General features: G+C 61.2%; 15 protein-coding genes and 3 pseudogenes. 15 read left to right on the forward strand and 3 right to left on the reverse strand.

Annotation, left to right across the window (positions count from 1 at the left end; genetic code table 11):
- Window positions 1-215 precede the first annotated feature (215 nt).
- From AC1D35_RS27545 to AC1D35_RS27570, 6 genes are all read left to right on the forward strand, one after another.
- Complete coding sequence (locus AC1D35_RS27545) at window positions 216-989, forward strand: hypothetical protein (RefSeq protein ID WP_477941073.1); 774 nt, start codon at window positions 216-218, stop codon at window positions 987-989.
- A 198-nt stretch (window positions 990-1,187) separates the two neighbouring features.
- Window positions 1,188-1,847 carry a hypothetical protein gene (locus AC1D35_RS27550; protein WP_477941074.1) on the forward strand — a complete coding sequence of 220 codons (660 nt, stop codon included), beginning with the start codon at window positions 1,188-1,190 and terminating at the stop codon, window positions 1,845-1,847.
- A 5-nt stretch (window positions 1,848-1,852) separates the two neighbouring features.
- Window positions 1,853-3,160 carry a hypothetical protein gene (locus AC1D35_RS27555; protein ID WP_113509951.1) on the forward strand — a complete coding sequence of 436 codons (1,308 nt, stop codon included), beginning with the start codon at window positions 1,853-1,855 and terminating at the stop codon, window positions 3,158-3,160.
- Between the two features lie 16 nt (window positions 3,161-3,176).
- Window positions 3,177-5,135: a hypothetical protein gene (locus tag AC1D35_RS27560; RefSeq protein ID WP_113509950.1), complete on the forward strand. Its 1,959-nt coding sequence runs from the start codon at window positions 3,177-3,179 to the stop codon at window positions 5,133-5,135.
- A 9-nt stretch (window positions 5,136-5,144) separates the two neighbouring features.
- Complete coding sequence (locus tag AC1D35_RS27565; protein ID WP_477941077.1) at window positions 5,145-6,236, forward strand: aminotransferase class I/II-fold pyridoxal phosphate-dependent enzyme; 1,092 nt, start codon at window positions 5,145-5,147, stop codon at window positions 6,234-6,236.
- Window positions 6,237-6,241: 5 nt separating this feature from the next.
- Window positions 6,242-9,037 (forward strand): DUF2272 domain-containing protein, encoded by a 2,796-nt coding sequence (locus AC1D35_RS27570; protein ID WP_477941079.1) that lies wholly within the window; start codon window positions 6,242-6,244, stop codon window positions 9,035-9,037.
- A 135-nt stretch (window positions 9,038-9,172) separates the two neighbouring features.
- Here the strand turns inward: AC1D35_RS27570 and AC1D35_RS27575 are convergent, their stop codons facing one another.
- On the reverse strand, window positions 9,173-10,564 hold the full coding sequence (locus tag AC1D35_RS27575) for a sigma 54-interacting transcriptional regulator (RefSeq protein ID WP_477941080.1): 1,392 nt from the start codon (window positions 10,562-10,564) through the stop codon (window positions 9,173-9,175).
- An 800-nt stretch (window positions 10,565-11,364) separates the two neighbouring features.
- On the opposite strand from AC1D35_RS27575, the pseudogene AC1D35_RS27580 reads away from it, so the two are divergent.
- The 5 genes and pseudogenes from AC1D35_RS27580 to AC1D35_RS27600 form a co-directional block, all read left to right on the forward strand.
- Window positions 11,365-11,454, forward strand: a pseudogene (locus AC1D35_RS27580) (recombinase family protein); the annotation flags it as partial.
- Window positions 11,455-11,479: 25 nt separating this feature from the next.
- A complete protein-coding gene (locus tag AC1D35_RS27585) occupies window positions 11,480-11,650 on the forward strand; it encodes a recombinase family protein (protein ID WP_477855548.1) in 171 nt (56 codons plus the stop codon).
- Between the two features lie 339 nt (window positions 11,651-11,989).
- Window positions 11,990-12,238 carry a type II toxin-antitoxin system VapB family antitoxin gene (locus AC1D35_RS27590; RefSeq protein ID WP_477941105.1) on the forward strand — a complete coding sequence of 83 codons (249 nt, stop codon included), beginning with the start codon at window positions 11,990-11,992 and terminating at the stop codon, window positions 12,236-12,238.
- Window positions 12,235-12,645, forward strand: a pseudogene (locus AC1D35_RS27595) (PIN domain-containing protein). Before AC1D35_RS27590 ends, AC1D35_RS27595 begins: the two are co-directional and overlap by 4 nt.
- Window positions 12,646-12,650: 5 nt before the next feature.
- Window positions 12,651-13,214: pseudogene (locus tag AC1D35_RS27600) on the forward strand (LysR family substrate-binding domain-containing protein); the annotation flags it as partial.
- Between the two features lie 415 nt (window positions 13,215-13,629).
- On the opposite strand, the gene AC1D35_RS27605 reads toward AC1D35_RS27600, so the two are convergent.
- Window positions 13,630-14,511, reverse strand: a complete 882-nt coding sequence (locus tag AC1D35_RS27605; RefSeq protein ID WP_477941082.1) for a LysR substrate-binding domain-containing protein — start codon at window positions 14,509-14,511, stop codon at window positions 13,630-13,632.
- A gap of 132 nt (window positions 14,512-14,643) precedes the next feature.
- On the opposite strand from AC1D35_RS27605, the gene AC1D35_RS27610 reads away from it, so the two are divergent.
- From AC1D35_RS27610 to AC1D35_RS27625, 4 genes are read left to right on the forward strand one after another with little or no spacing between them, the layout of a single operon-like run.
- Window positions 14,644-15,597: an extracellular solute-binding protein gene (locus AC1D35_RS27610; protein ID WP_477941084.1), complete on the forward strand. Its 954-nt coding sequence runs from the start codon at window positions 14,644-14,646 to the stop codon at window positions 15,595-15,597.
- Window positions 15,597-16,706: an ABC transporter ATP-binding protein gene (locus AC1D35_RS27615; RefSeq protein WP_477941086.1), complete on the forward strand. Its 1,110-nt coding sequence runs from the start codon at window positions 15,597-15,599 to the stop codon at window positions 16,704-16,706. The genes AC1D35_RS27610 and AC1D35_RS27615 overlap by 1 nt, the downstream gene beginning before the upstream one ends.
- Window positions 16,703-18,847 (forward strand): ABC transporter permease, encoded by a 2,145-nt coding sequence (locus tag AC1D35_RS27620; RefSeq protein ID WP_477941087.1) that lies wholly within the window; start codon window positions 16,703-16,705, stop codon window positions 18,845-18,847. The genes AC1D35_RS27615 and AC1D35_RS27620 overlap by 4 nt, the downstream gene beginning before the upstream one ends.
- Window positions 18,847-20,115 carry an aminotransferase class III-fold pyridoxal phosphate-dependent enzyme gene (locus AC1D35_RS27625; RefSeq protein WP_477941089.1) on the forward strand — a complete coding sequence of 423 codons (1,269 nt, stop codon included), beginning with the start codon at window positions 18,847-18,849 and terminating at the stop codon, window positions 20,113-20,115. Before AC1D35_RS27620 ends, AC1D35_RS27625 begins: the two co-directional genes overlap by 1 nt.
- A gap of 199 nt (window positions 20,116-20,314) precedes the next feature.
- On the opposite strand, the gene AC1D35_RS27630 is transcribed toward AC1D35_RS27625, so the two are convergent.
- A complete protein-coding gene (locus tag AC1D35_RS27630) occupies window positions 20,315-20,563 on the reverse strand; it encodes a helix-turn-helix transcriptional regulator (RefSeq protein ID WP_477941090.1) in 249 nt (82 codons plus the stop codon).
- Between the last annotated feature and the right edge of the window lie 8 nt (window positions 20,564-20,571).

Genomic DNA, 20,571 nt, shown 5'->3' on the forward strand with positions numbered 1-20,571 from the left:
GCCCCTTTCAGATCCGCTGATCCCCTCGTCCATACCGAAAATACTTTCGCAAGAATCCGTTGATACCTGACCGACGGCGAAAGCTGTTTCGGTGCCTCTCGATAATGAAATCAATAAAATCAATGGGTTAGATTTGGCACAGAAGTTGCGAAGCTCTCTTTGTCACCGCAGGCATCGCGCCGGCGAAACGAGTTTCAAAACTGGAGAGCATGACGATGAACGGTTTCGAGAAGGAAGCATTCGTAAGGGATGCATTCGAGTTGAGCCCGCAGAACGAAGCTTTCGAGAGCGAGTTCGAATGGGGCGGCGAGGCGGAGGCCGAATGGGGCCATGAAGCCGAAACGGAATGGGGAGGCGAGGCCGAAACCGAATGGGAGGCCGAAGGAGATGGCGAGACGGAGGCTGAATGGAGCGGCGAATACGAATGGGAAGCCGAATCCGAAGCTCTCGGCGAAGCCGAGGTGATGGAACTCGCCGGTGAACTCCTCGAAGTGACCAGCGAAGCCGAACTCGATCTCTTTCTCGGCAATCTCATTAAAAGTGCCGGTCGTGCCATCGGCCAGGCGGTGAAGTCGCCTGTTGGCCAGGCGATCGGCGGGTTCCTGAAGAGCGCGGCAAAGAAGGCTATTCCCCTCGCCGGTGGCGCGCTCGGCGGTCTTGTCGGCGGTCCGCTCGGCGCGCAGATCGGTAGCGGACTTGCGTCTGCAGCCGGCAATGCGCTGGGCCTGGAGGCCGAGATGGAAGCTGAGGATCGTGAATTCGAAGGCGCCAAGAACTTTGTGCGTATGGCCGGCGATGCCGTCAACAAGGTGCTGACGTCCTCTCAGGGCGGTGATCCGACGGCAGCCGCCAAGGCGGCCGTCACGGAAGCCGCAGGCAGGTTCGCACCCGGTTTGTTGTCGGGCGCCGGCGGTGGTCGCCGCCATCATCGTCCCCAAAACGGCCGCTGGCATCGCCAGGGACACAATATCGTTATCGTCGGCATCTGATGGCCGGGAACCCTCAAAGAGGAGGCTGCGATGCCAACATCGCTCAGGCCCGCCGACGGCAATTTTCGCGCCCGCCGCAGGGCAAGGCTCTCGGGCAGCGGTCCCATGCATTGCACCGGATGCGGCGAGTCCGCGGGTCAGTGCAACTGCGGTCCGCAGGCCTCCGGCCAACACGGCACAACCTTATGGAGAAATTCGATGCATGATCTGGATCGCGTACGCCTTGAACTCGGCGCGCGGGAACGCGAGCTTGAAGCCGAACAGTTCGAATTCAACGAGATGGAGGCGTGGAGCGGCGAAGCCGAGACCGTCTTCGGCGAGATGGAGAATATGGAATTCGCCAGCGAATTGCTGGAGGTCGGCAACGAGGCCGAGCTCGAATATTTCCTTGGCGGGCTGATCAAGAAGGCGGGCCACGCGTTGGGTGGCTTCATTAAGTCGAGCGACGGCCAGGCGCTGGTCGGCATGCTCAAAAAGGCCGCTGGCAAGCTTTTGCCGCAGGCCGGCGCAGCACTCGGTGGGGCAATCGGTGGTTCCGAGGGCGCGCGCCTTGGTGGCCAGGCCGCTTCACTTGCCGGCCGTGCCTTTGGCCTTGAACTGGAGGGATTGAGCGATGAGGACCGTGAATTCGAGGTGGCGCGACGCTTCGTCGATCTTGCAGGCGAGGCGGTCAAGAACCTCGTGCAGGCTTCGCCGGGGCAGGCTCACGGCGGCAGCGCTGCCGGCGCTCTTGCGGCCGCCATCCAGGCCAGGGCACCAGGTCTCGTTTTGTCGACGCCAGGTCCACGGCACCACGGGCGCGCAAAAAGCGGCAGCTGGGTTCGGCGCGGCCACTCGATCATTCTCATTGGAGCGTAAGAGCCATGTCCGCCGCTCCCCTTGCGCATTGGATGCTGGAACAGGAGGCGAGGGCTCTGCTCACCAGGCTCGCCCGGCTCAAGCCCTTCGTGCTCAACCAGCCGATGGTGCCGGCGGCGTGTTTCCTGCCCACGGCCCAGCTCGCGATCGAACGCTTTCTCGCCAAGGGGCGCAGCGAACTGAAGGCGCGAATTCGTCAGTTCATCGTCTGGGTGAACGGCCCGGGCCGGCGGGTTCCGGCATCCGACGCACAGCAACGTTTCGTCTTTCTCAGGCTGCGCTTCAATGCGGTCCTGTCACAGCTCGATCTGTTCGACCATGTGCTCGCGCAACGCGGACAGAACGAGCTTGGCGTCTGGCTTTCGGGCCTCGACGCGGTGTCTTCCGACGCCTTGGCGCTGCCGCAATATTACAGGGCGCCTCCGGTGATCTGCTATCTCGATCGGGGCGTGGGGGCGGCGATCCGACGCGCCCGCACACGCCTGCCTGGTGGCGGTGAGAACCCGGTCTCGATCATCCGCATTCCGCGCGAGCGCATGATCAGCAGCGGTATTTCCTCGTCGCTGATCCATGAGGTGGGACATCAGGGGGCCGAACTTCTCGGACTTGTCGCCTCGCTGCGGCCAGCAATCCGCCAAAGGGCCGAACGCTCCAACGATCCGGTGGTTTGGAACCTTTGGGAGCGCTGGGTTTCCGAGGTGATCTCGGATTTCTGGTCGATCGCCCGTCTCGGGATCGTGTCGACCCTGGGTTTGATCGGTGTGGTCGGCCTGCCGCGGCCGTTCGTGTTCCGGCTCAATGTCGACGATCCGCACCCCATGCCCTGGATCCGGGTCAAGCTCAGCTGCGCCATCGGCGACGCGCTCAACCCGCATCCACAATGGCAACGCGTGGCCCGGGTCTGGGAAAGCTACTATCCGCTCGACAGGCTCTCGGGCGCCCAGCGGGACCTGATCCTTCGGCTGGAGGCAAGCCTGCCGGCTTTTGCCGAGCTCCTTGCCGGTCATCGACCGGCCTCACTCAGAGGACGATCAGTAGCCGAGGCGCTGGAGGCACATGACCGCCGCCCGGAACGACTGGGCGCCCTGTTTCAGGCGTGGCGGCGCGAACCCGCGCAAATGTACCGCGCGCCGCCATCGCTCGTCTTTGCCGCCATCGGTCAGGCAAAGGCGGACGGCCGTCTCGGCCCGGAGGACGAGAGCGAGCTGCTGGCGCGGCTCCTGACCCATTGGGCCATAGGAAGCACATTGAATGTCGTCCCGGTCTGGACTGGTTTGCCCGGCCGGCAACCGAAAACCATCCCTGCAATCTGACGCTGGAGTAACGAGCATGACATCCGTAGCCACTTCTTCGCAGACCGATTGGAACTGCCGTATCATCTATTCACCCGCGAAGCTCCATGAGGGTTTGCCGGTCGATGTTGGCGTCTTGCTGAATCACCTCGAGATCGGAGATGTGGACATAGGCACGCACCCCGAACTTTATGGTCTCTACGAATACCGGTTCACGCTTGACGGCAAAACCCTCCTCAATGACGATCAGCTGGAGTTTTTCGACAACCCGGATCAGTTCAAGGTGCCGGACGTCTTTCACGGAAAGCATGTCCTGACTGTCACGATGCGTCGGCTTAAGGATTTTCCTGCCAATATCAGGCGGCTGAAGCGCTACTCCGATCTGCCTGCACTCCCAGACATCCTGGAGAATAGCTGCGATATCGAAATCTCGGCGAGGCACGATCTGCCCACGAAGGTGGCATTGCAGCGTTCGGGGGCTTCACCGACGCCCGACCAAGCGCTTTGGGCGGCGATCCGCAATCGCACGTCGGCGATGAGTTTTCCCCGCTATCAACGCTTCATCAACACGCTGCTGGTCGACAAGGGCGGTTTCGACAAGGCGGTCCAGACGGTGGAGCGCGAACTCAGCGATCTGGACGTAGATGGAAGACGCCAGTCGCTCGGTGTGTTCGGTCCACACGCATACGGAATTCTCAAACTCGCAACCCAGGCTTTTTTGACGCTTGAAAGCGGCGTTGCGATCCGTGAACGCGATGCCTTCGGCGAAAGCGATGACATTTTCAGCGCCGAACATGAAGACGTGCGCATGGAACGGGAGGGCGTCACCGCGCGCGGTCTGGAAAGGCGCCTGCGCAGTTATCTCAGGACGTCCGACGGACAGCCCGTGGCTTTGCCCTATCTCAAACGCATCGTTCGAGCCTTCATCAGCCTGGATAGGGATGATCCGGCAAAACCGGAGACTTCGCCGTTCGGCGAAGGCATCCTGAAACACCGTTTCACCGCTCCCAGCATGCTAGAGCTGATCTGGTCCTACTGGCTGGAGGAGGGCATGCTGGTCCAGACGATCAACGCGATTGCCCTGCGATTCCAGAACCGCCGCAGTTCACCGCAAGATCCGCTGGGCGAGCTGGAATTCGATCCGCTGCGACCGCTCAACAATCTTCTCTGGGGCTATATCCAGGACGAGCACAATCGCCTCACGGTGTCGCGCCGTGCCTATGAATACCAACATCATTATGGTCTCATCCTGCAGGGCAAGGCGGTCCGCGGCATGGTTCCGGCTGATACGCGTTCCAAATTCATCGAGGCGTTCCATAATCTGCTGTATCGCGCCGGCCTGTTTTATCGGGAAGATCGCGACACGACCGTTATCGCTGATGCCTTCCCGCTGCTGAACGCGTTGAAGGAGGTTCATCTTATTCTCGCCGAAGGTGCCCATAATCAATTCGGCGATCTGACCTGGACCGCGCGCGGTGAAATGCTGATCAATCAATGGATGCTCGCACGACCCGAGACGCGCGAATTCTTGCGCGGCCGCTACATGGTACCCTATCAGGAAGGGTGGATGGGTGCGGTCGACTGCATGAAGAAGCTGCAAGGCTGGTCCGATACGTCGATCACGCATTTCCACGAGTTGGCCGTGACGGGCGAGCGCATCCTGCTGTCCATCCGTTACGGGGATTGGGTCGATATCAACAATATCGAAGAGCAGGCCAAAAACTGGGCCCGGAGCTGCAAACCCGAGATCCAGCGCTATCTGCACGGCTATCAGGCCGTCACAGGTGTCGATCTTGGCGCCGAGACGACCGAGGCGCAGGATGGCGCAGGACGGCTCACCCAACCGTCGAAGCTGCTGCAGCGACGCCTGTTGGCCCAGCACAGCGGTTCTCCAGGACGGCGGCCGGGCGGCATGCGCACGATCGGTTCGTCTGCTGCTTCGCCTGAGGAAATGCAGCCRCTGCGCCCTGCCCAGAAATATCTCGCCGAGAAGTAGGGCAGGACCATGCCCGACTTTACTTCGGCCCTTTACCTGGGCTTGACCCACGACCATGGCGCGCTGCGGCCGTGGCGGCAGCTGACAACCGGGCGCCCGGCGGCGCTCGGCTCCCTGCGGGAGGTCGAAGACCTCGAATCCGCGCTCGCCGAGTTTCTCGGCTGCGGCGCGGTTGCGATCGGCCCTTCGACATTTCACCTGTTCTGGGACCTGTTCGACATGTTTGCCGACGACATTACAATCCATAGGGATAGCGGCGCATATCCCATCGCGCACTGGGCGGCCGACGCCGTTGGCGCACGCGGAGTGCCGCAATTTGCCTTCGCCTCCCACGATCGCAGCGCGCTTCGGGCCTCGCTTGCGTTGCGGTCGGCAAACCGGAGGCCTCTCGTGCTCGTGGATGGATTGAACCCGCTCACGGGGCAGCCAGCTCCGCTACCGGACTATCTTGATCTTGTCCGACAACGCAAAGGATGGCTCGTCCTTGACGACACACAGGCAATTGGCATCCTTGGCAGACAGGCAAGTGCCGCCCGTCCCCTGGGCATCGGCGGGGCGGGCACGCCAGCATGGTTCGAGCTGGCCGACCCGCACCTCATCCGTGTCGCCTCGCTTGCCAAGGGCTTCGGGGTGCCACTTGCCCTGATCGGCGGCAGCCGCTCGCTCATCGAACGCTTCAAGGCGATCAGCAAGACGCGCGTGCACTGCAGTCCGCCCTCCCAGGCGGACATTGCAGCGGCGCGGCGAGCGTTGATGATCAACGCACGGCATGGCGAAACGCTTCGCCAGCGCTTGATCAACGTGATCTCATCGTTTCGACAGGGGCTGAGCAGCTTGGGCCTGGCGGCCCATGGCGGGTTTTTTCCGGTCCAGACCCTAATCCTGCCGGCGCGCATGAAGGCCACCGGACTGCACACGGCACTCGGCTGGTTGGGGGTTGCCACCGTTCTCCATCGTGCACGTCGGGGCGGTCGAGCCCTCGTCAGCTTCATTTTGAACGCGAGCCACGGGCTCGCAGACATAGAAGTGGGGCTTGTCGCCCTGCATCTGCTCCTCACTGCCTGCACGCGACAGAAACCAGCCTTGCAAATCCAGGAGTAACAGCCATGGACAGATTGTTGCGCTTCAATCCCGAGCCCTTCGGCCCGGAACTGGAAATGGAATATTTCGAGCACGAGTTCGAAAACGAAGCCGATATGGAGGAGGAATTCCGTGGCCGAGGCGGAAGGAGAGGTTCGATGCGGCCCGGCCCGGCGTACAGTCCTCCATCGCGCTATCGCATGACGTCTCGCATACCGTTGCGGAAATCGGGCCCCCGTCCCCAGTTTCGGACGGGGCAGGGCCGTTTCGGTGGTCAGACGGGTTCGTCCTTCCGGACACCAGGAGGTGGTTCCGGGCCATCCCGCAGAGGCGGCGCACAACAACGCCATCCGTGGGCAACGCAGCACAGCCAGCGCCATTTCGGCCGTGGCTATCACGGCTGGCGCAATCCGTGGCGGGATGRGATTATTGCCCCCACAGTCCCCTATGAAGGCGGCATGCCGTCCGATTTCGTGAGCTGGATCCAATCCAGCCTCAACGATCAGCTCGGACTTCGTCTGCCTGTCGACGGGGTCATGTCGGCGGCCACGCGCGGCGCGGTGCGCAGTTTCCAGGAGCGACAAGGACTGCCCGTCAACGGTCTCGTCGGACCCGAGACCCAGGCTGCTCTGAGACAAGGGCCGGGTGGGGCCGGCGCCACGGGTGCCCCCGGCCCGGGCGGCCCGCCTGCGGCAGAACCCGCGTCGCCGGCCCCCGACCCCTCGCCGCCTGGCTCCGCGGCGCCACCCGCCGACGGCGCAGCTCCCGGCGAACTGGAATTCGATATCGAGGCCTATCACCCGCAGCGCCGTCGCAAGCGGCCGGCGCCGAAGAAGACAAAACCCTCACCTGCTCCGGGGCCCGCACCGCTGCCGGCCGCGACGATTGCGGCCAATGCGGCAAGCATCGCCCAGAAGCAATTCGACCTCTGGGACAAGGGCAAGCTCTCCGAGACACAGCCTCGCGCCTTGCCGATGCTCCAGGACTATTGGAAGACAGGGCTCGGCATCAGCTACACCACGACGCAGCTGGCCTCTCCGGCTTTCCAGAAGGCACATTACTGGAGTGCTGCCTTCATCAGCTGGGTCATGCGCAAGGCCGGGGCCGGTAGCGCCTTCAAATATGCAGCCTCCCACTCGGTCTATTTTGCGGCTGCGCGCAAGAATCGCGCGGAAAACAACGACAATCCGTTCAAGGCCTACCGTCCGACCGAGATCGCGCCGCGACCGGGCGACCTGATCTGCAACTGGCGTGACAGGCCGGTCACCTATGACAGCGTCAAACCGGGTGATCCCGGTCATTGCGACGTGGTCGTCGCCGTCAAGCCCGATCACCTGCTGGCGATCGGCGGCAACAAGGGCCTGAACGGCACCGTGTTGATGGTCAAGGTGCCGATCGATGCAAATGGCCGCCTGAAGGGTGCCAAGTTCTACGGTATCATCCGCGCCGAAGACGCGGGCGGATCCATCAGGCCGGGACCTTCGCCCCAACCTCAGCCTTCTCCGGGACCCGGTCCGTCCGTCGTGCCGCTGCCCAGCGTCGCCGTGCCACCGGTCACGAGGACCGAGCATGTACCGCCGGGTACGACGCTCTACACCAAGATCGATCTCGCCATTGTCGACAAGTTCGGTATCAGGGCCGAGCCGATAACCGGCATCTTCGTTCCCAACGGCTTTGTCAGCGGCCGCGCCACGGACATCGTCCTCTGGCTGCACGGCCACAAGGGTGACAGCAACCGTCGGCTCACGATCGATCAATACTGGAACGCCAGCCGCGTGCCCTATGGCGCCTTCCGCGAGGGCATAAACGACAGCGATCGCAACATCGTGCTGGTCGCCCCGACGCTCGGGTCGCGTTCGGAGGCCGGGACGCTGGTGAAGGCCGGCGGACTGGACAAGTTCCTCTCTCAGGTCCTGGGGGTCTTGGGGCAGGGCGTGCCGTCTGCGCTCGGCAATCTCATTCTGGCCTGCCACAGCGGTGGCGGTTCGCCGATGCGGCGGATTGCCGGCGGTAGCGACAAGGCGCTGGCGAACCTGCGTGAATGCTGGGGGTTCGATTGCACCTATAACAGCGGCGACGACAGTTTCTGGGCTGATTGGGCCAGAAGGCGTCCGAGTGCGCGTTGCTTCATCTATTACATCAAGGGGTCGCCCACCACGAAGCTGGCCGAATCCCTGCGCAACAAAGGCGTTGCCAACGCGATCGTTCTGCCATCGAGGGATGGACGCCACAACTACGTTCCCATCACCCACTGGAAGGAGCGCCTTCAGGGAGCAGCCTTCTTGCGGACGCGCGGTTCGCCCGGTCCCGGACCATCGCCGCAGCCAGGCCCGCAGCCGGCTCCATCCGACGAACCGGATGACCTGAAATCGCTGAGTCATCCCGCATTCATCGAATTCGTCGGTGTCAGGGCTCGCAAGGCGATGGTTGCAACCGGAGTGCCGGCTTCCGTTACGGTGGCCCAGGCGATCGTCGAAACGGGCTGGGGCAAACACACGATCGGCTCGGCCAAAAATCTCTTCGGTATCAAGGGCAAGGGTCCGGCGGGCAGCGTGACCGTGCCGACCAAGGAATATGTCAACGGCCAATGGGTCACCATCCAGGCTGCCTTCGCCAGATACAACAGTTTCGAGGAAAGCATTACCGAGCACGCGCGCTTTTTCCTGCGCAACAAGCGCTATGCCAAGGCTCTCGCTGTGAAAGGCGATGCGGAGGCATTTGCGCGCGAGATCCACAAGGCTGGATATGCGACGGGCCCTGATTACGCCACCCAGCTGATCAAGATCATGCGCCAGAACAACCTCCGCCGGTTCGATAGCTAGGCCTCGATCGATGGAGCACCTGTTTGGCGATAGCGGCAGGAACCTGCCGCTATCGTTTGTCACCGATCATCCACGACATGCAACTGATCGCGCGGACTTTTTATCGCGGCGCCATCGATGCGATGACCGAAACGATCAGTTGATAGGTCTGAGGTCATCAAGTCGTCGATCTGGAAGGTCGCGCGTATGGGCTCGCCGGATCTGCAGGGCTCGATCGGTGACGCCGAGCCTTTGAGCGGCTTTTTRCAGGCTGCCATTCTCAAGGCGGGTCGCGCATCGAATGGCGCATTCTTCGGCGGCGCGTCCGATTTCCTTCAGTCCGACGCCGAGCAGAACCGCCCGCTGGATGAGGGTCTCGAATGTGTCGTCCGGCCAGTCCTGGAGCCTTGCCGGATCGACCGGGCGCTCGTTGCGCGGCACACAGCCAATGCTGATGATGCCGTCATCCGCGCAACGATACATGAGGCGGGCGATGACCTGCTGGAGGTCCCTGATATTGCCCGGATAGCTGCGTTCCATCAGGTATCGGCAGACAGCATCATCGAGCACCGGCGGGCGTTTCGTGCCGGACATCTTGCGAATGAAATAATGGGCAAGCGGGATGATGTCTTCGGTGCGCTCGCGAAGCGGCGGCAGGCGCGTCACGAAACCGGCAATGCGAAAATAAAGATCGGCGCGGAAAGTGCCCTGCTCAACCATGTCGCCAAGATCGCGATTGGTGGCACAGACCAGCCTGAAACGCGTGCGATGCCAGGTGCTGCCACCCACACGCTTATAGGCGTGCTCCTGGATGACACGCAGCAGCTGGGCCTGCAGCGCAAGCGGAAGTTCGCCGACCTCGTCGAGAAACAGCGTGCCGCCATCGGCGAGCGCGAATGCCCCCTGACGGTCGCTCAGCGCACCGGTGAAGGCGCCGCGCTCATGGCCGAAAAACTCGCTTCCGGATAGTTCCGGAACGATGGTCGAGCAATCGAGGATCACCATGTCGCGCTTTTGAGGACGTGGATCGAGGTCGTGAACAAGCCTTGCCGTCACTTCCTTGCCCGTGCCGCTTTCGCCCATCAGCAGGATCGGTGTGTCGCCGAAATGGGCGGTCTCGGCAATGTCGCGCAGAAGGCCGCGCCACTTGTGGCTATTGCCGACGACAACATTCCCTGACACGGATTTTTCAAAAAGCTGATCGACGGACAATTTTCGCTGGAAGCGGGCCTTGATCTGGGACGCGACTTTCCCGAGATCGCTCCAGTAGATGACGTCGGCTGCTCCGGCCCGGAGCAGGTCCCAGCCTTCAGCTCTGGAAGTATTGGCTGATTTCAGGACGACTGCGATGACGTAGTCCGCGTCCTTGCCAAACAGGATTTTTAATGCCCCAGCAGGAGGCGCGATAAAACACAATCCGAGTGATCCCGTATCGCTGTCATGCGCCGAGACAACCACGATGCCTTCCTTTGCCAGAGCCGCCGCGATCTGTCCTTTCAGATCGTCGGCAATCTCCCCCGAGTACTGCACCCAGCAATTCGCTTTCATGGCTATTGCTCCTGCGCGAGGGTAGGGGGATTTGTCGACCGATCGGCCCTGGTAGCGAGCGACAACGATCAGGCTTCGACGAGAGACAACCCCTTTCCGGACACGAAACAGTTCTTCGCGACAATCTGAGTCGATCAGATATGAAATGTCGTCTGCGAGGCTTTCCTGGACAGCAATAACGGCCGGTCCGCCGTTTGAGAGGCCAAGGGCGCGCAAGCCGTTCTCGCGCGCAATCAGCCGATAAGGGTCGGCCCCCGGGGAGGGGCCAGGCCTGTTCGTACGTGGGAGGCGGGTCTCGAACAGCCAGGTCACCGCAAGACCTGATCGCAATCACAGACGCTGCGCAGCACGCGTGAACCACTGGTCCAATCACGACTGTTTCGGCACGACGGCCAAATTCACGATGATGTCATTGCGAGCAATAAAGCGGCAGTACCAAGCTGCTGCTGAACAGCATACCCCTCCCAGCAGATGACAAGCCCAACCCTGACGAAGTAAACAATAAGCTGTCACGGTCAAAACGTCTACTATAGGTGGGCACTTTTCACGATTCTTCTGGAAGTCCAAAAACACCGAGCAGGTCGATCGCGGGAAAGGTCCGCGGATGGGAAGGCCGGCCACTGAATGGGGCGCTCGATCGCCTTGGCGATGTCCTCGCCTTTCTCTCTGGCCTCTATGATTGCATGGTAGGCTTTCGAAATATCCTTCAGGGGCTTCTGCGCCTCTCGAACCGACCGCGTCACGTGAGCGGCCGCCCGATTGAGGACAAGGCATCCGGCGTGAAGATTGATCGGCTTGGGATGGCCGATGCCATTCGCTGTCTCCGGGACGGTACGCTCACGGTCCGGAAGCTCGATCGCCTCGGCCGATCGATGAAGCACCGCATCAAGATTATCGCCGAGCCGGAAGCCAAGGGTGTCGGGTTGCGCTCCATCACCGAAAACATCGACACCACGACATCCAGCGGGCGCCTGGTTTTTCCATCTGTTCGGGGCATTGGCGCAGTTCGAGCGCGATCTTATCCGGGAGAGAACCCGCGCCCGCCTGCAAGCCTCAGAGAAACGAGGCCGGCGCGATGGTCGCTAGATGGTGATAACACCGGAGAAGCTCGCGAAAGCCCTTCAGTATCTGGCATCCGGCCCCAATCTTCGTGAAGCTGCCGCTCGTGTAAAGATCGGCAAGACCGTACTTTACCAGCGCTCAAGGTCGAAAATCAGCCTTGTCGAAGGTCAACTAGGCTTGGGTCACGTCGTTGACCCGACCAGCAACGGGCTCGCGGTTTGGCAAATATTAAATGATGAAGGTGTGCAGGTTGCAGTGTACTGTCGTTCGGCGTGTCCCGATTTACTCGATGGCAAGCCATCAGGTGCCATCATGATGGCAGGTGGCCAATGGCTTATATTTGGCCAAAAGGAGACCATCACAATGGCCGCATCACAACTCTCTGTCCGAAGCTCCAAGGCAAGGGATCTAGCTCACAGGCTAGCACGCCGTGAAAATCGTTCGATTGCCGAAGTGGTTGAACGCGCGCTTGAGGCCTACGAGACGCGTGAGGCGGGGCGCGAGCCTGCTTCTAGTTTTTATTCGCGTATAAATGCAGAAGCTGCCACGGACATCGATCTGGATGCTGTCATCCGTGAAAATCGTCATCCTCATCAAGGCATCGAGCTTTGATATTTCTCGATACCAACATCGTCTCCGAGAGTTTGAGAAAGGCTCCAGACGAAGCTGTCATGGCTTGGCTGGTTCGTTCGATGCCGAATTGGCCCTGCCAACTGTGACAATCGCCGAGATCGCTTTCGGTATCCAGAAGATCAGACCGGACCAACGGGCCGATCGTCTGGAACAGGGTCTTGTAGAGTGGCGTCGCGGTTTGCCGATCGGATCTTTGGGCTGACGGAAGAAGCCGCCCTCGCTTGTGGGAAATCATGGCGGAGGCGGTTCGTCGAGGACGCGCAATGTCAGCACCTGATGCAATGATCGCTGCAGTCGCCCGAGTGAATGGCGGACGGCTGGCCACACGCAATCTCAAGGGTTTCGAAACGACGGCTCTCAATCTCCTGTGCCCGTGGGATTTCTGATCGTCCTGTCACGCATTGCCCGCAAATATCCCGATATCCGCATGCATATCGAAAGCGGCACCACCGATGACATCATCCGCCATATCGAGGCAGGCCGCATCAATCTCGGCTTCATAAGGCCGGTGGAGAATATCGGCTCCTTGCGCTTCTTCTCGATTGCCCATGAGCGCTACCTACTGGCGGTCGCCAAGGAGAGCCCGCTGTCACTCAAGAGCGAGATCGATCTCGAGGATCTGCGCTCCKAGAAGATCATCTCCTTTTCCCGTCAGAACCTCTCCTACAGCGAGCGCTATTTTGCGGAAAAGTTCGAGGAGCATGATCTGACCGACAATGTCACCTATACCTGCGACAACACCTTCTCGCTGGTGTCGTTGGTGTCAGCCGGTCTTGGCATCGGCTTCGTGCCGGAATGGACGCAGGAACTGCCGAACCGCGGGTTCGAGCTGAAGAAGGTGAGGGGGATCGATTTCAAGATCGGGCTCGGTGTCGCCTGGAACAGGGAGGACCCGACTGCCTCGCGAGACGATATCATCGATATCGCCAGGTCGCTGGTGCGGCCGGGCAGGTGAGGGCAGCAAACATTCATGCAGGCGATACGGTTCCACTGCCGAATTGTGGGCATATCCTGGCGACACCCTCGAAAGCATAGGGTCGCCGCAATGCACCGAAATGCTAAGCTCCAAACCGGTTTCCTTTCGCATGGAGATGACATGCAGAAACGATTGGAGCTCATTCTTAAAGTTTTGAGGTCTGCCCGACCGATTGCCGAGAAGAACCCGATGCATGGCAGAGTGGTCGAACGCATCGACAAGGCAATCCGTCAGGCCGAGAGCCTGCTGAAGGCGGCGAGTGGCGGCGACCAACCAAAGCACAAGTCTGGCACAGTTTGCCTGCACGATTGGTTCGGTCAGACGCGGCACGAGAGTGAGGCCGGCGGTGCCGGGCCCTGTCTGATAGAAGAGCCGAGCTCCGGGAACAATCCGGTCAGCCCGTCAACTCCGCTGTGGTGCCGTGCTGTGCCGATGAGATAAATTCCCTGACAGCGCCGAGATCGCTGACTTCGGGATGCGCAATGAGATACTCGCTTGCCGCGACTGATGCACCGGCGATCTTCAGCCCGACCAGACGCTCGTCGTTGCCGAGTTCCTTGTCGAGAACAATCCCGAGGCCGAGGTCGTTGGCGACGGCTTCCTTGACCGCCTCCCGGCTTGCCAGCACCAATTCCTGACGGATGCGGATGTTCTTGTCGGCAAGGGCGCGCTCGAAAATCTGTCGCGTCATCGAGCCCGCCTCGCGCAGGATGAAGGGCTCGTCCTGGAGTTCATCGATTCCGATCGCATCTCGCCCACTCCATCGATGATCGGCCGGCACGACGACCAGGACCTCCTGCCCCACCAGGCGATGGCAGTAGAGATCGTCGCGGGGCTCGGTCAGGGTCACGACGGCGACATCGACGCGCTGCTGGGACACGAGATCGAGCAGGGTGCTGGTATTCGACATGCGCGTCTCGATATGGATGCCCGGCCTAGTGATGCGGAACCTGCGGATAAGCGGCATTGCGACATGCGGGCTGCAGAGCCCGATGGTCAGATGCCCCGCGCGGAGTTCCTTGCCCCCTTCGATCCTGGCGGCGACATCTTCCAATCCCTTGATAATCTGATGGATATGCGGAAGCAGATCGACACCATCGGGCGTCAGCTCCACGCCAGAGCCGCGCCGGTGAAACAGTCTGTTGCCGATCGCCTCTTCAAGCGCCCGCACATGCTGAGTAACCGCAGGCTGGCTGACGCTGAGCGCCTGGGCGGCGGCGGAAAAAGTGCCGTGCTGAGCGACGGCGTAGAAGGCTCGCAGCTGCGAAAAATTCATCGTGGGATATCCATCGTCAAATAAGTGTCACTTAATTCATGCATCTTAACTATAGATCAAACTTATAACAGCTCGGCAACTCCCGGGCATTTCGAATTTCCACCGTCTCGCCAAAAATATTGGAGAACCGACATGAACACACTCAAATTTGCCGCGGCGGGTGCCGTCGCTCTTCTGTTCTCGGCGCAGGCCGAAGCCCGCGACCTCGTCATCTATAACGCCTCTGAAAATGTCAGCAACGCGCTGACGGCCGCCTTCAGCGCCAAATATCCCGACATCAAGCTTCAGGTCGTTTCCGGATCGACGGGGCCGATCGCCCAGCGCGCCATCGCCGAAATGGGCAACCCCCAGGCCGACCTCATCTATCTCGTCAACAGCGATGCGCTCGAGCAGCTGAAGAACGCCGGCGCCTTCGAACCCTACAAGGCTGCGGGCACCGACATCAGAGACAGTTTCCGCGATCCGGATAATTTCTATACCCGCTACTTCGCAACAACGATGTGTATGGTGGTCAATCGCGACCGTCTTGCCGAAAAGCATCTGCCGATGCCGACGACCTGGGAAGACCTGATCAAGCCGGTCTACAAGAAGGAAATCTCGCTTCCGTCGCCGATGAAGTCCGGCACGGGTGGCGCGATCCTGACGACCTTTGTCGATGCGTTCGGCTGGCCTTTCGTCGAAAACCTCAACGAGAATGTCTACCAATATTCCGACGGCGGTTCGGGCGGCGCCCAGCTTGCCGGGACGGGCGAGGTGACGATCGGGCTTTCCTACGACACGACCTGCTATGCGACCAAGTCCGCCGGACGTCCTGTCGAGATCGTCTTCGGCCGGATCACGCCGAATACCAGCGAGGGCGGCGGACTTCTCGCCGGTGCTCCGCATCCGGACGAGGCCAAGCTCTTCCTCGATTTCATGGCTAGCAAGGATGCGGCCGAAGTCCTCGGCAAACTGGTCGGCGCGACCGCCGTGCCGGGATATGGTCTCGTCGATCTCGATCAGGTCAGCACCTGGACGATGCGCCGTCCGGTCAACATGGATGAGTTCCGCAAGGAATTTTCCGCTCGCTTCCTGAATGGCGGCTGATGCTTCAGCGCGCCGATCATATTGCCAGCCAGCGACCCGTCGATAGAGACGGGCCGCACCTGGTCGTGGAAGGTCTTGCCAAGCGCTTCGGTGGCTTTACCGCTGTCAACCGCGTCGATCTTGAGATCGGGCTTGGCGAATTCGTCACGCTGCTTGGAGATTCCGGCTGCGGCAAGACCACGCTCTTGCGCATGATCGCGGGCTTTGCCGCACCGGACGGTGGCAGGATCCTGCGCCACGGTGAGGATGTCACCTATCTGGCGCCCGCTGCGCGTCGCATGGGCTTCGTCTTCCAGTCCTACGCGCTCTTTCCGACCAAGACCGCCGAGCAGAACATTGCCTTTGCCCCCCGCATGGCCGGTCGTCCGCGCGGCGAAATCCGTAAACGGGTGAGGGAGCTCGCCGAAATAGTCGAAATCGACCGGTTGCTCGACCGCTACCCGCACGAGATGTCCGGCGGCCAACAGCAGCGCGTGGCGCTTGCCAGAGCGCTTGCAGCCGAGCCGGAAATCCTGCTCCTCGATGAACCGATGTCAGCACTCGATGCCCGTATTCGCGCCAAGCTCCGGGCCGAGCTTCGCGGTTTGGTTGATCGGCTGGGGATCACGACGCTCTACGTGACGCATGACCAGGAGGAGGCGCTCGCCATGTCCGATCGGGTCGCCGTCATGCGTGCCGGGCGCATCGAACAGATCGGCACACCGAACGAAATCTACCATCGGCCGGTCTCGCGCTTCGTCGCCGACTTCATCGGCGTGTCGAATACTCTCAATGGCACGGCTGCCAAGGGCGGTTTTGCCGTCAATAACGCCTTGTGGCATTTTGCCCTTCCAGACGGCATCGCAGACGGTGAGACCCTCACCATCATGATCCGCCCCGAGCATATGCTGCCATGTGGGTTCGATGATCCCGGTGCGGTTTGCGGCACGGTCGAAGGCGTCACCTTTCTCGGCTCGACGTTGCGTGTCCTCATTAATTGCCCGGACAATCTGAAGCTCATCGCCGAGCAGCCCTCGACATCGGCTTGGGCCGGTCTTCAGCGCCATGCTGCAATTGCCGTCAAGCCCGATCTTGCGCAGCTCGTTCTCCTCGATCGGCCGATCTCATGAACAGACATCTATTGCGCCGCCTTCCAGGAATTGCGGCAGCCGTGACCGTCATGCTGTTGCTGCTGACCTTCATCGTCGTGCCTGTCACGCTGGTGCTCATCAAGAGCTTTGACAATTCCGGTCCCTTGCCGCCCTGGCGTCTCGCCGAAATGACGCAGGATGCCATCGCCCTCTTGCCGCCTGACAGACGGCAGGCGGCAATCGACAAATGGGTCGCCGACGCGACGCAGGCCGAACGTGTCAAGGCGACTGCGACCGCCTACGAGCTTGCCGGCGCCAAAATTACCTGGCGCGCGGATCAGCCCTTCGACCAGCAGCAGGCAGCGATCGAGCAGGCTTTCTCGAGCCTCTCGCCGTCCGACCGGGCGGCTGTTGAAACCGCCTTTCCGGTCGCCCAGATCATGCTGCACAAGCGCATAGCGCTTGCCTTTGCCGTGCGCGACAAGATGGCACCTTCCGAATTCGATCTTTTGCGCACCGCCAAAGCCGCGCGCTACGGGCTCGACAACTATGTTGGCGTCCTCGCCGATCCCTATCTGCGCAAGGCCGCCCTCAACAGCCTCTGGCTGGCCGCGGTTTCCGTCCTCTTCACGGTCTCGATCGCCTATGCGATCGCCTACGGGCTCAATCGCGGCGGCATCGCCCGGCCCGCCCTCACACGAACAATACTCTTGCTGCCGCTGGTCGCCCCGCCAGTGCTGGTGGCGACTGCGACCACCATGCTCTTCGGTCGGCGCGGGCTCATCACCTTTACCCTGCTCGACCAGACGCTCGGTCTGACCGACGCGGACGCCTTCAATCTCTATGGACCCTTCGGCATCGTCATAGCCCAGACGCTATCCTTCCTGCCAACGACGCTGATCGTTCTCGACAATGTCATGCGGCGCCAGGACGGGCGGCTGGAGGAGGCGGCCATGATGCTCGGCGCCGGCCGGCTGGCGCTGTTTTTCAATGTCACCTTCCCGCTGAGCTGGCCCGGCCTGAAGCGGGCGATCGTGCTCGTCTTCATCCAGAGCCTGACGGATTTCGGCAATCCGATGATCCTCGGACGCGATACGCCAGTTCTTGCCGGCGTCATCTACGACCAGATCACCGGTTTCCAGAATACGCCGCTCGCCTCGGCGATCTGCCTCTGGCTGATCGTCCCGTCGCTCATCTTCTATCTGGCGCTCGAGCAGATCGGCCGACGCAAGCGCTATGTCAGCGCCGATGCGGGCACGCCAGCCGAAGTATTTCAGCCGATCCTCGTCAGGGCAGGTCTTACAGGGCTTGCGGGTGTTTTCTGCGTGCTCATCCTCTCCATCTATGGCGTCGTCATCTTGGGCTCTGTGACGCGTATCTGGGGCGTCGACTGGAGCTTCACGCTTGCCTACTTCACGCCGGAAGGGATCGGATCCGGTTTTGCCGGCACCAATTACGGATCGGCAAGCGGCGGTCTTGAACAGGTCTGGAACAGTGTGCGGATCGCGGCTGTTGCCGCGCCGATCGGCGGGCTGCTTGCACTTGTGATCGGTTATGTTGCCGAAAGGATGCGCGCGCCCTTCGGAGATATGATCGCCTTCCAGGCGATGATCCCGGCAATCCTTCCGGGCATCATCTTCGGCGTCGGTTATATCATCGCCTTCAACGCACCTTTCGGCATCAAGGCGCTGTCGCTGTCCGGCACGCAGGCGATCCTCATCATCAACATCATGTTCGGCAATCTCTATGTCGGCGTGCTGGCTGCGCGTGCCGCATTGCAGCGCATTGATCAGGCGGTCGACGAGGCAGCGGAGAGCCTGGGCGCCGGCATGATCAGACGCTTCTACGAGGTGACGCTGCCGATGCTGCGCATCGCAGCTCTCCTCGGCGTACTCTACGTCTTCGTCGATGGCCTGACGACGCTGTCGTCGATCATCTTCCTCGTCAGCGGCAACGTCCAGCTTGCATCGGTCGCGATCTTCAATGCGGCGCAGGATTCCAGCTATGGCTATGCGGCCGCAAAGAGCGTCGGCCTGCTCGCCGTCTCGGTTCTGGCCATGGGGACCGTCTGGTGGATCGAGAAAAGCACGCGGCGCGCACAGGGGCTGGCAGCCGATCCTGCCGCAGACAAACGATACGGCACGCAATTGACAGTGACCGGCATGGGAGGAACCTTTTGATGGACCACGAACACGATGACAACGGTCCTTCGGCCAATGCCGTATTCGTTGCGCGTGACGCCGACAGTTTCTTCCATCAGGAGGGATCGAGCCCCTGTCTTGCGACGCTGAAGCGGGTTTCCGGCGTCTGGATCGAGGATCTTGACGGCAGGCGCTTTATCGACCTGCATGGCAATACGACGCACCATATCGGTCACGCCAATCCGGAGCTTGTCGCCGCACTCAAAGCGCAGCTTGACACATTGCCGTTTGCGCCGCGCCGGTACACGAACGAACCGGCGACCTTGCTGGCCGAACGTCTTGTCGGGCAATGGCCTGGCGGCAGGGCCAAGGTCCTGTTGGCGACCGGCGGCTCGGATGCGATCGAAATCGCCATCAAGCTCGCCCGTGTCGCCACCGGACGCAGTGCTACCATTTCGCTGGAAGGCTCCTATCACGGTCATGGGTTCGGTTCCTTCGGACTGTCGCGCGCCAACCCCGATCCTCGCCTTGGCAGTTTCCTGCCTGATCGGGTGCATATTCGCCCCTACTGGCGCGAGGGCGGTGCCGACGCAATGATTTCGGATCTGAGAGCCGCTCTGGAGGAGACGGACGGTGGCATAGCAGCGGTGATCGCCGAGCCCATGCGGTCCAATTGTCAGGTGCCACCAGATGGCCTCTGGCCCGAGGTACGCAGACTTTGCGATGCGGCCGGCGCCAGGCTGATCTTTGACGAAATCCCGTCGGGCCTTGGCAAGACCGGCACCTTCTTTGCCTTCGAGCAGTTCGGAACGATCCCGGACATCGTGGTGCTCGGAAAGGCGCTTGGGGGAGGCATATTGCCGATCGCAGCGGTTATTGCGGATAAAGCGCTCGATATCGCACCCGAACTTTCTCTCGGACATTACACACATGAGAAAAACCCGATGACGACAAGGGCTGCCTTGACCACCGTCGACATCATCCTTCGAGATCGTCTGGCCGATCGAGCTGCCCATCTTGAACATGTGGTGCGCGCTCGTGTCTCAGATCTGGCACTCATTGAACCATCGCTTTTGGGTGTAAGGGRCAGGGGACTTCTGCTGGCGCTGGAAATTGATCGATCGCAGCTCGACGCGGATGATGGCGGGCTTGTCGACACGCTCCTCGAGCACGGGGTTTCGACGACGATGAAGGGCGCCAACGCGATCGGCTTTTCGCCTCCATTGACGATCTCGGATGACGAACTGGAAATGGCTTTGCACAAAATCGTGTCGAGCCTGCGCGGACTTCGGCTAGGCCATCTCTGATTGATGTCGCGGCGGCATCATCGAGACCGGCCCGAAACCGTGGGACAGTCGGTCCCGCGTTTCCTTCGGATCGCTGCTTCTGCCGCTACTTTTCCTCACGCCCGCACGTGACCCGCAGGACCGCAGCGAGCTTTTCGGCAACGCTCTCGAGGCGGCGCTCATCGGTCCCTCTCCTAGGCTCCGCGCCATCCATGCGATGTCAGCCGGTACATAACCCTATCTTGCCGCCCTCGACGGGAATAAAAACCGCCCCTCCGACTTCAAGCGCAAGACGCAACTGAGCTTCGGTGGCACGATGGACATCATGCCGGCCACCTTCAAAGTCCCTGATGGTGCTGCGCGATACGCCCGCGCGTTCGGCAAGGTCCGTTTGTGTCCAATCCAGGAGACCGCGTGCAGCGYGGCACAACTCCGGTGTCAAAATCGTTGTCCCGCTTGCTTGACCCATCGCTCAGA

This window comes from Rhizobium sp. P1_E6, from assembly GCF_056405875.1.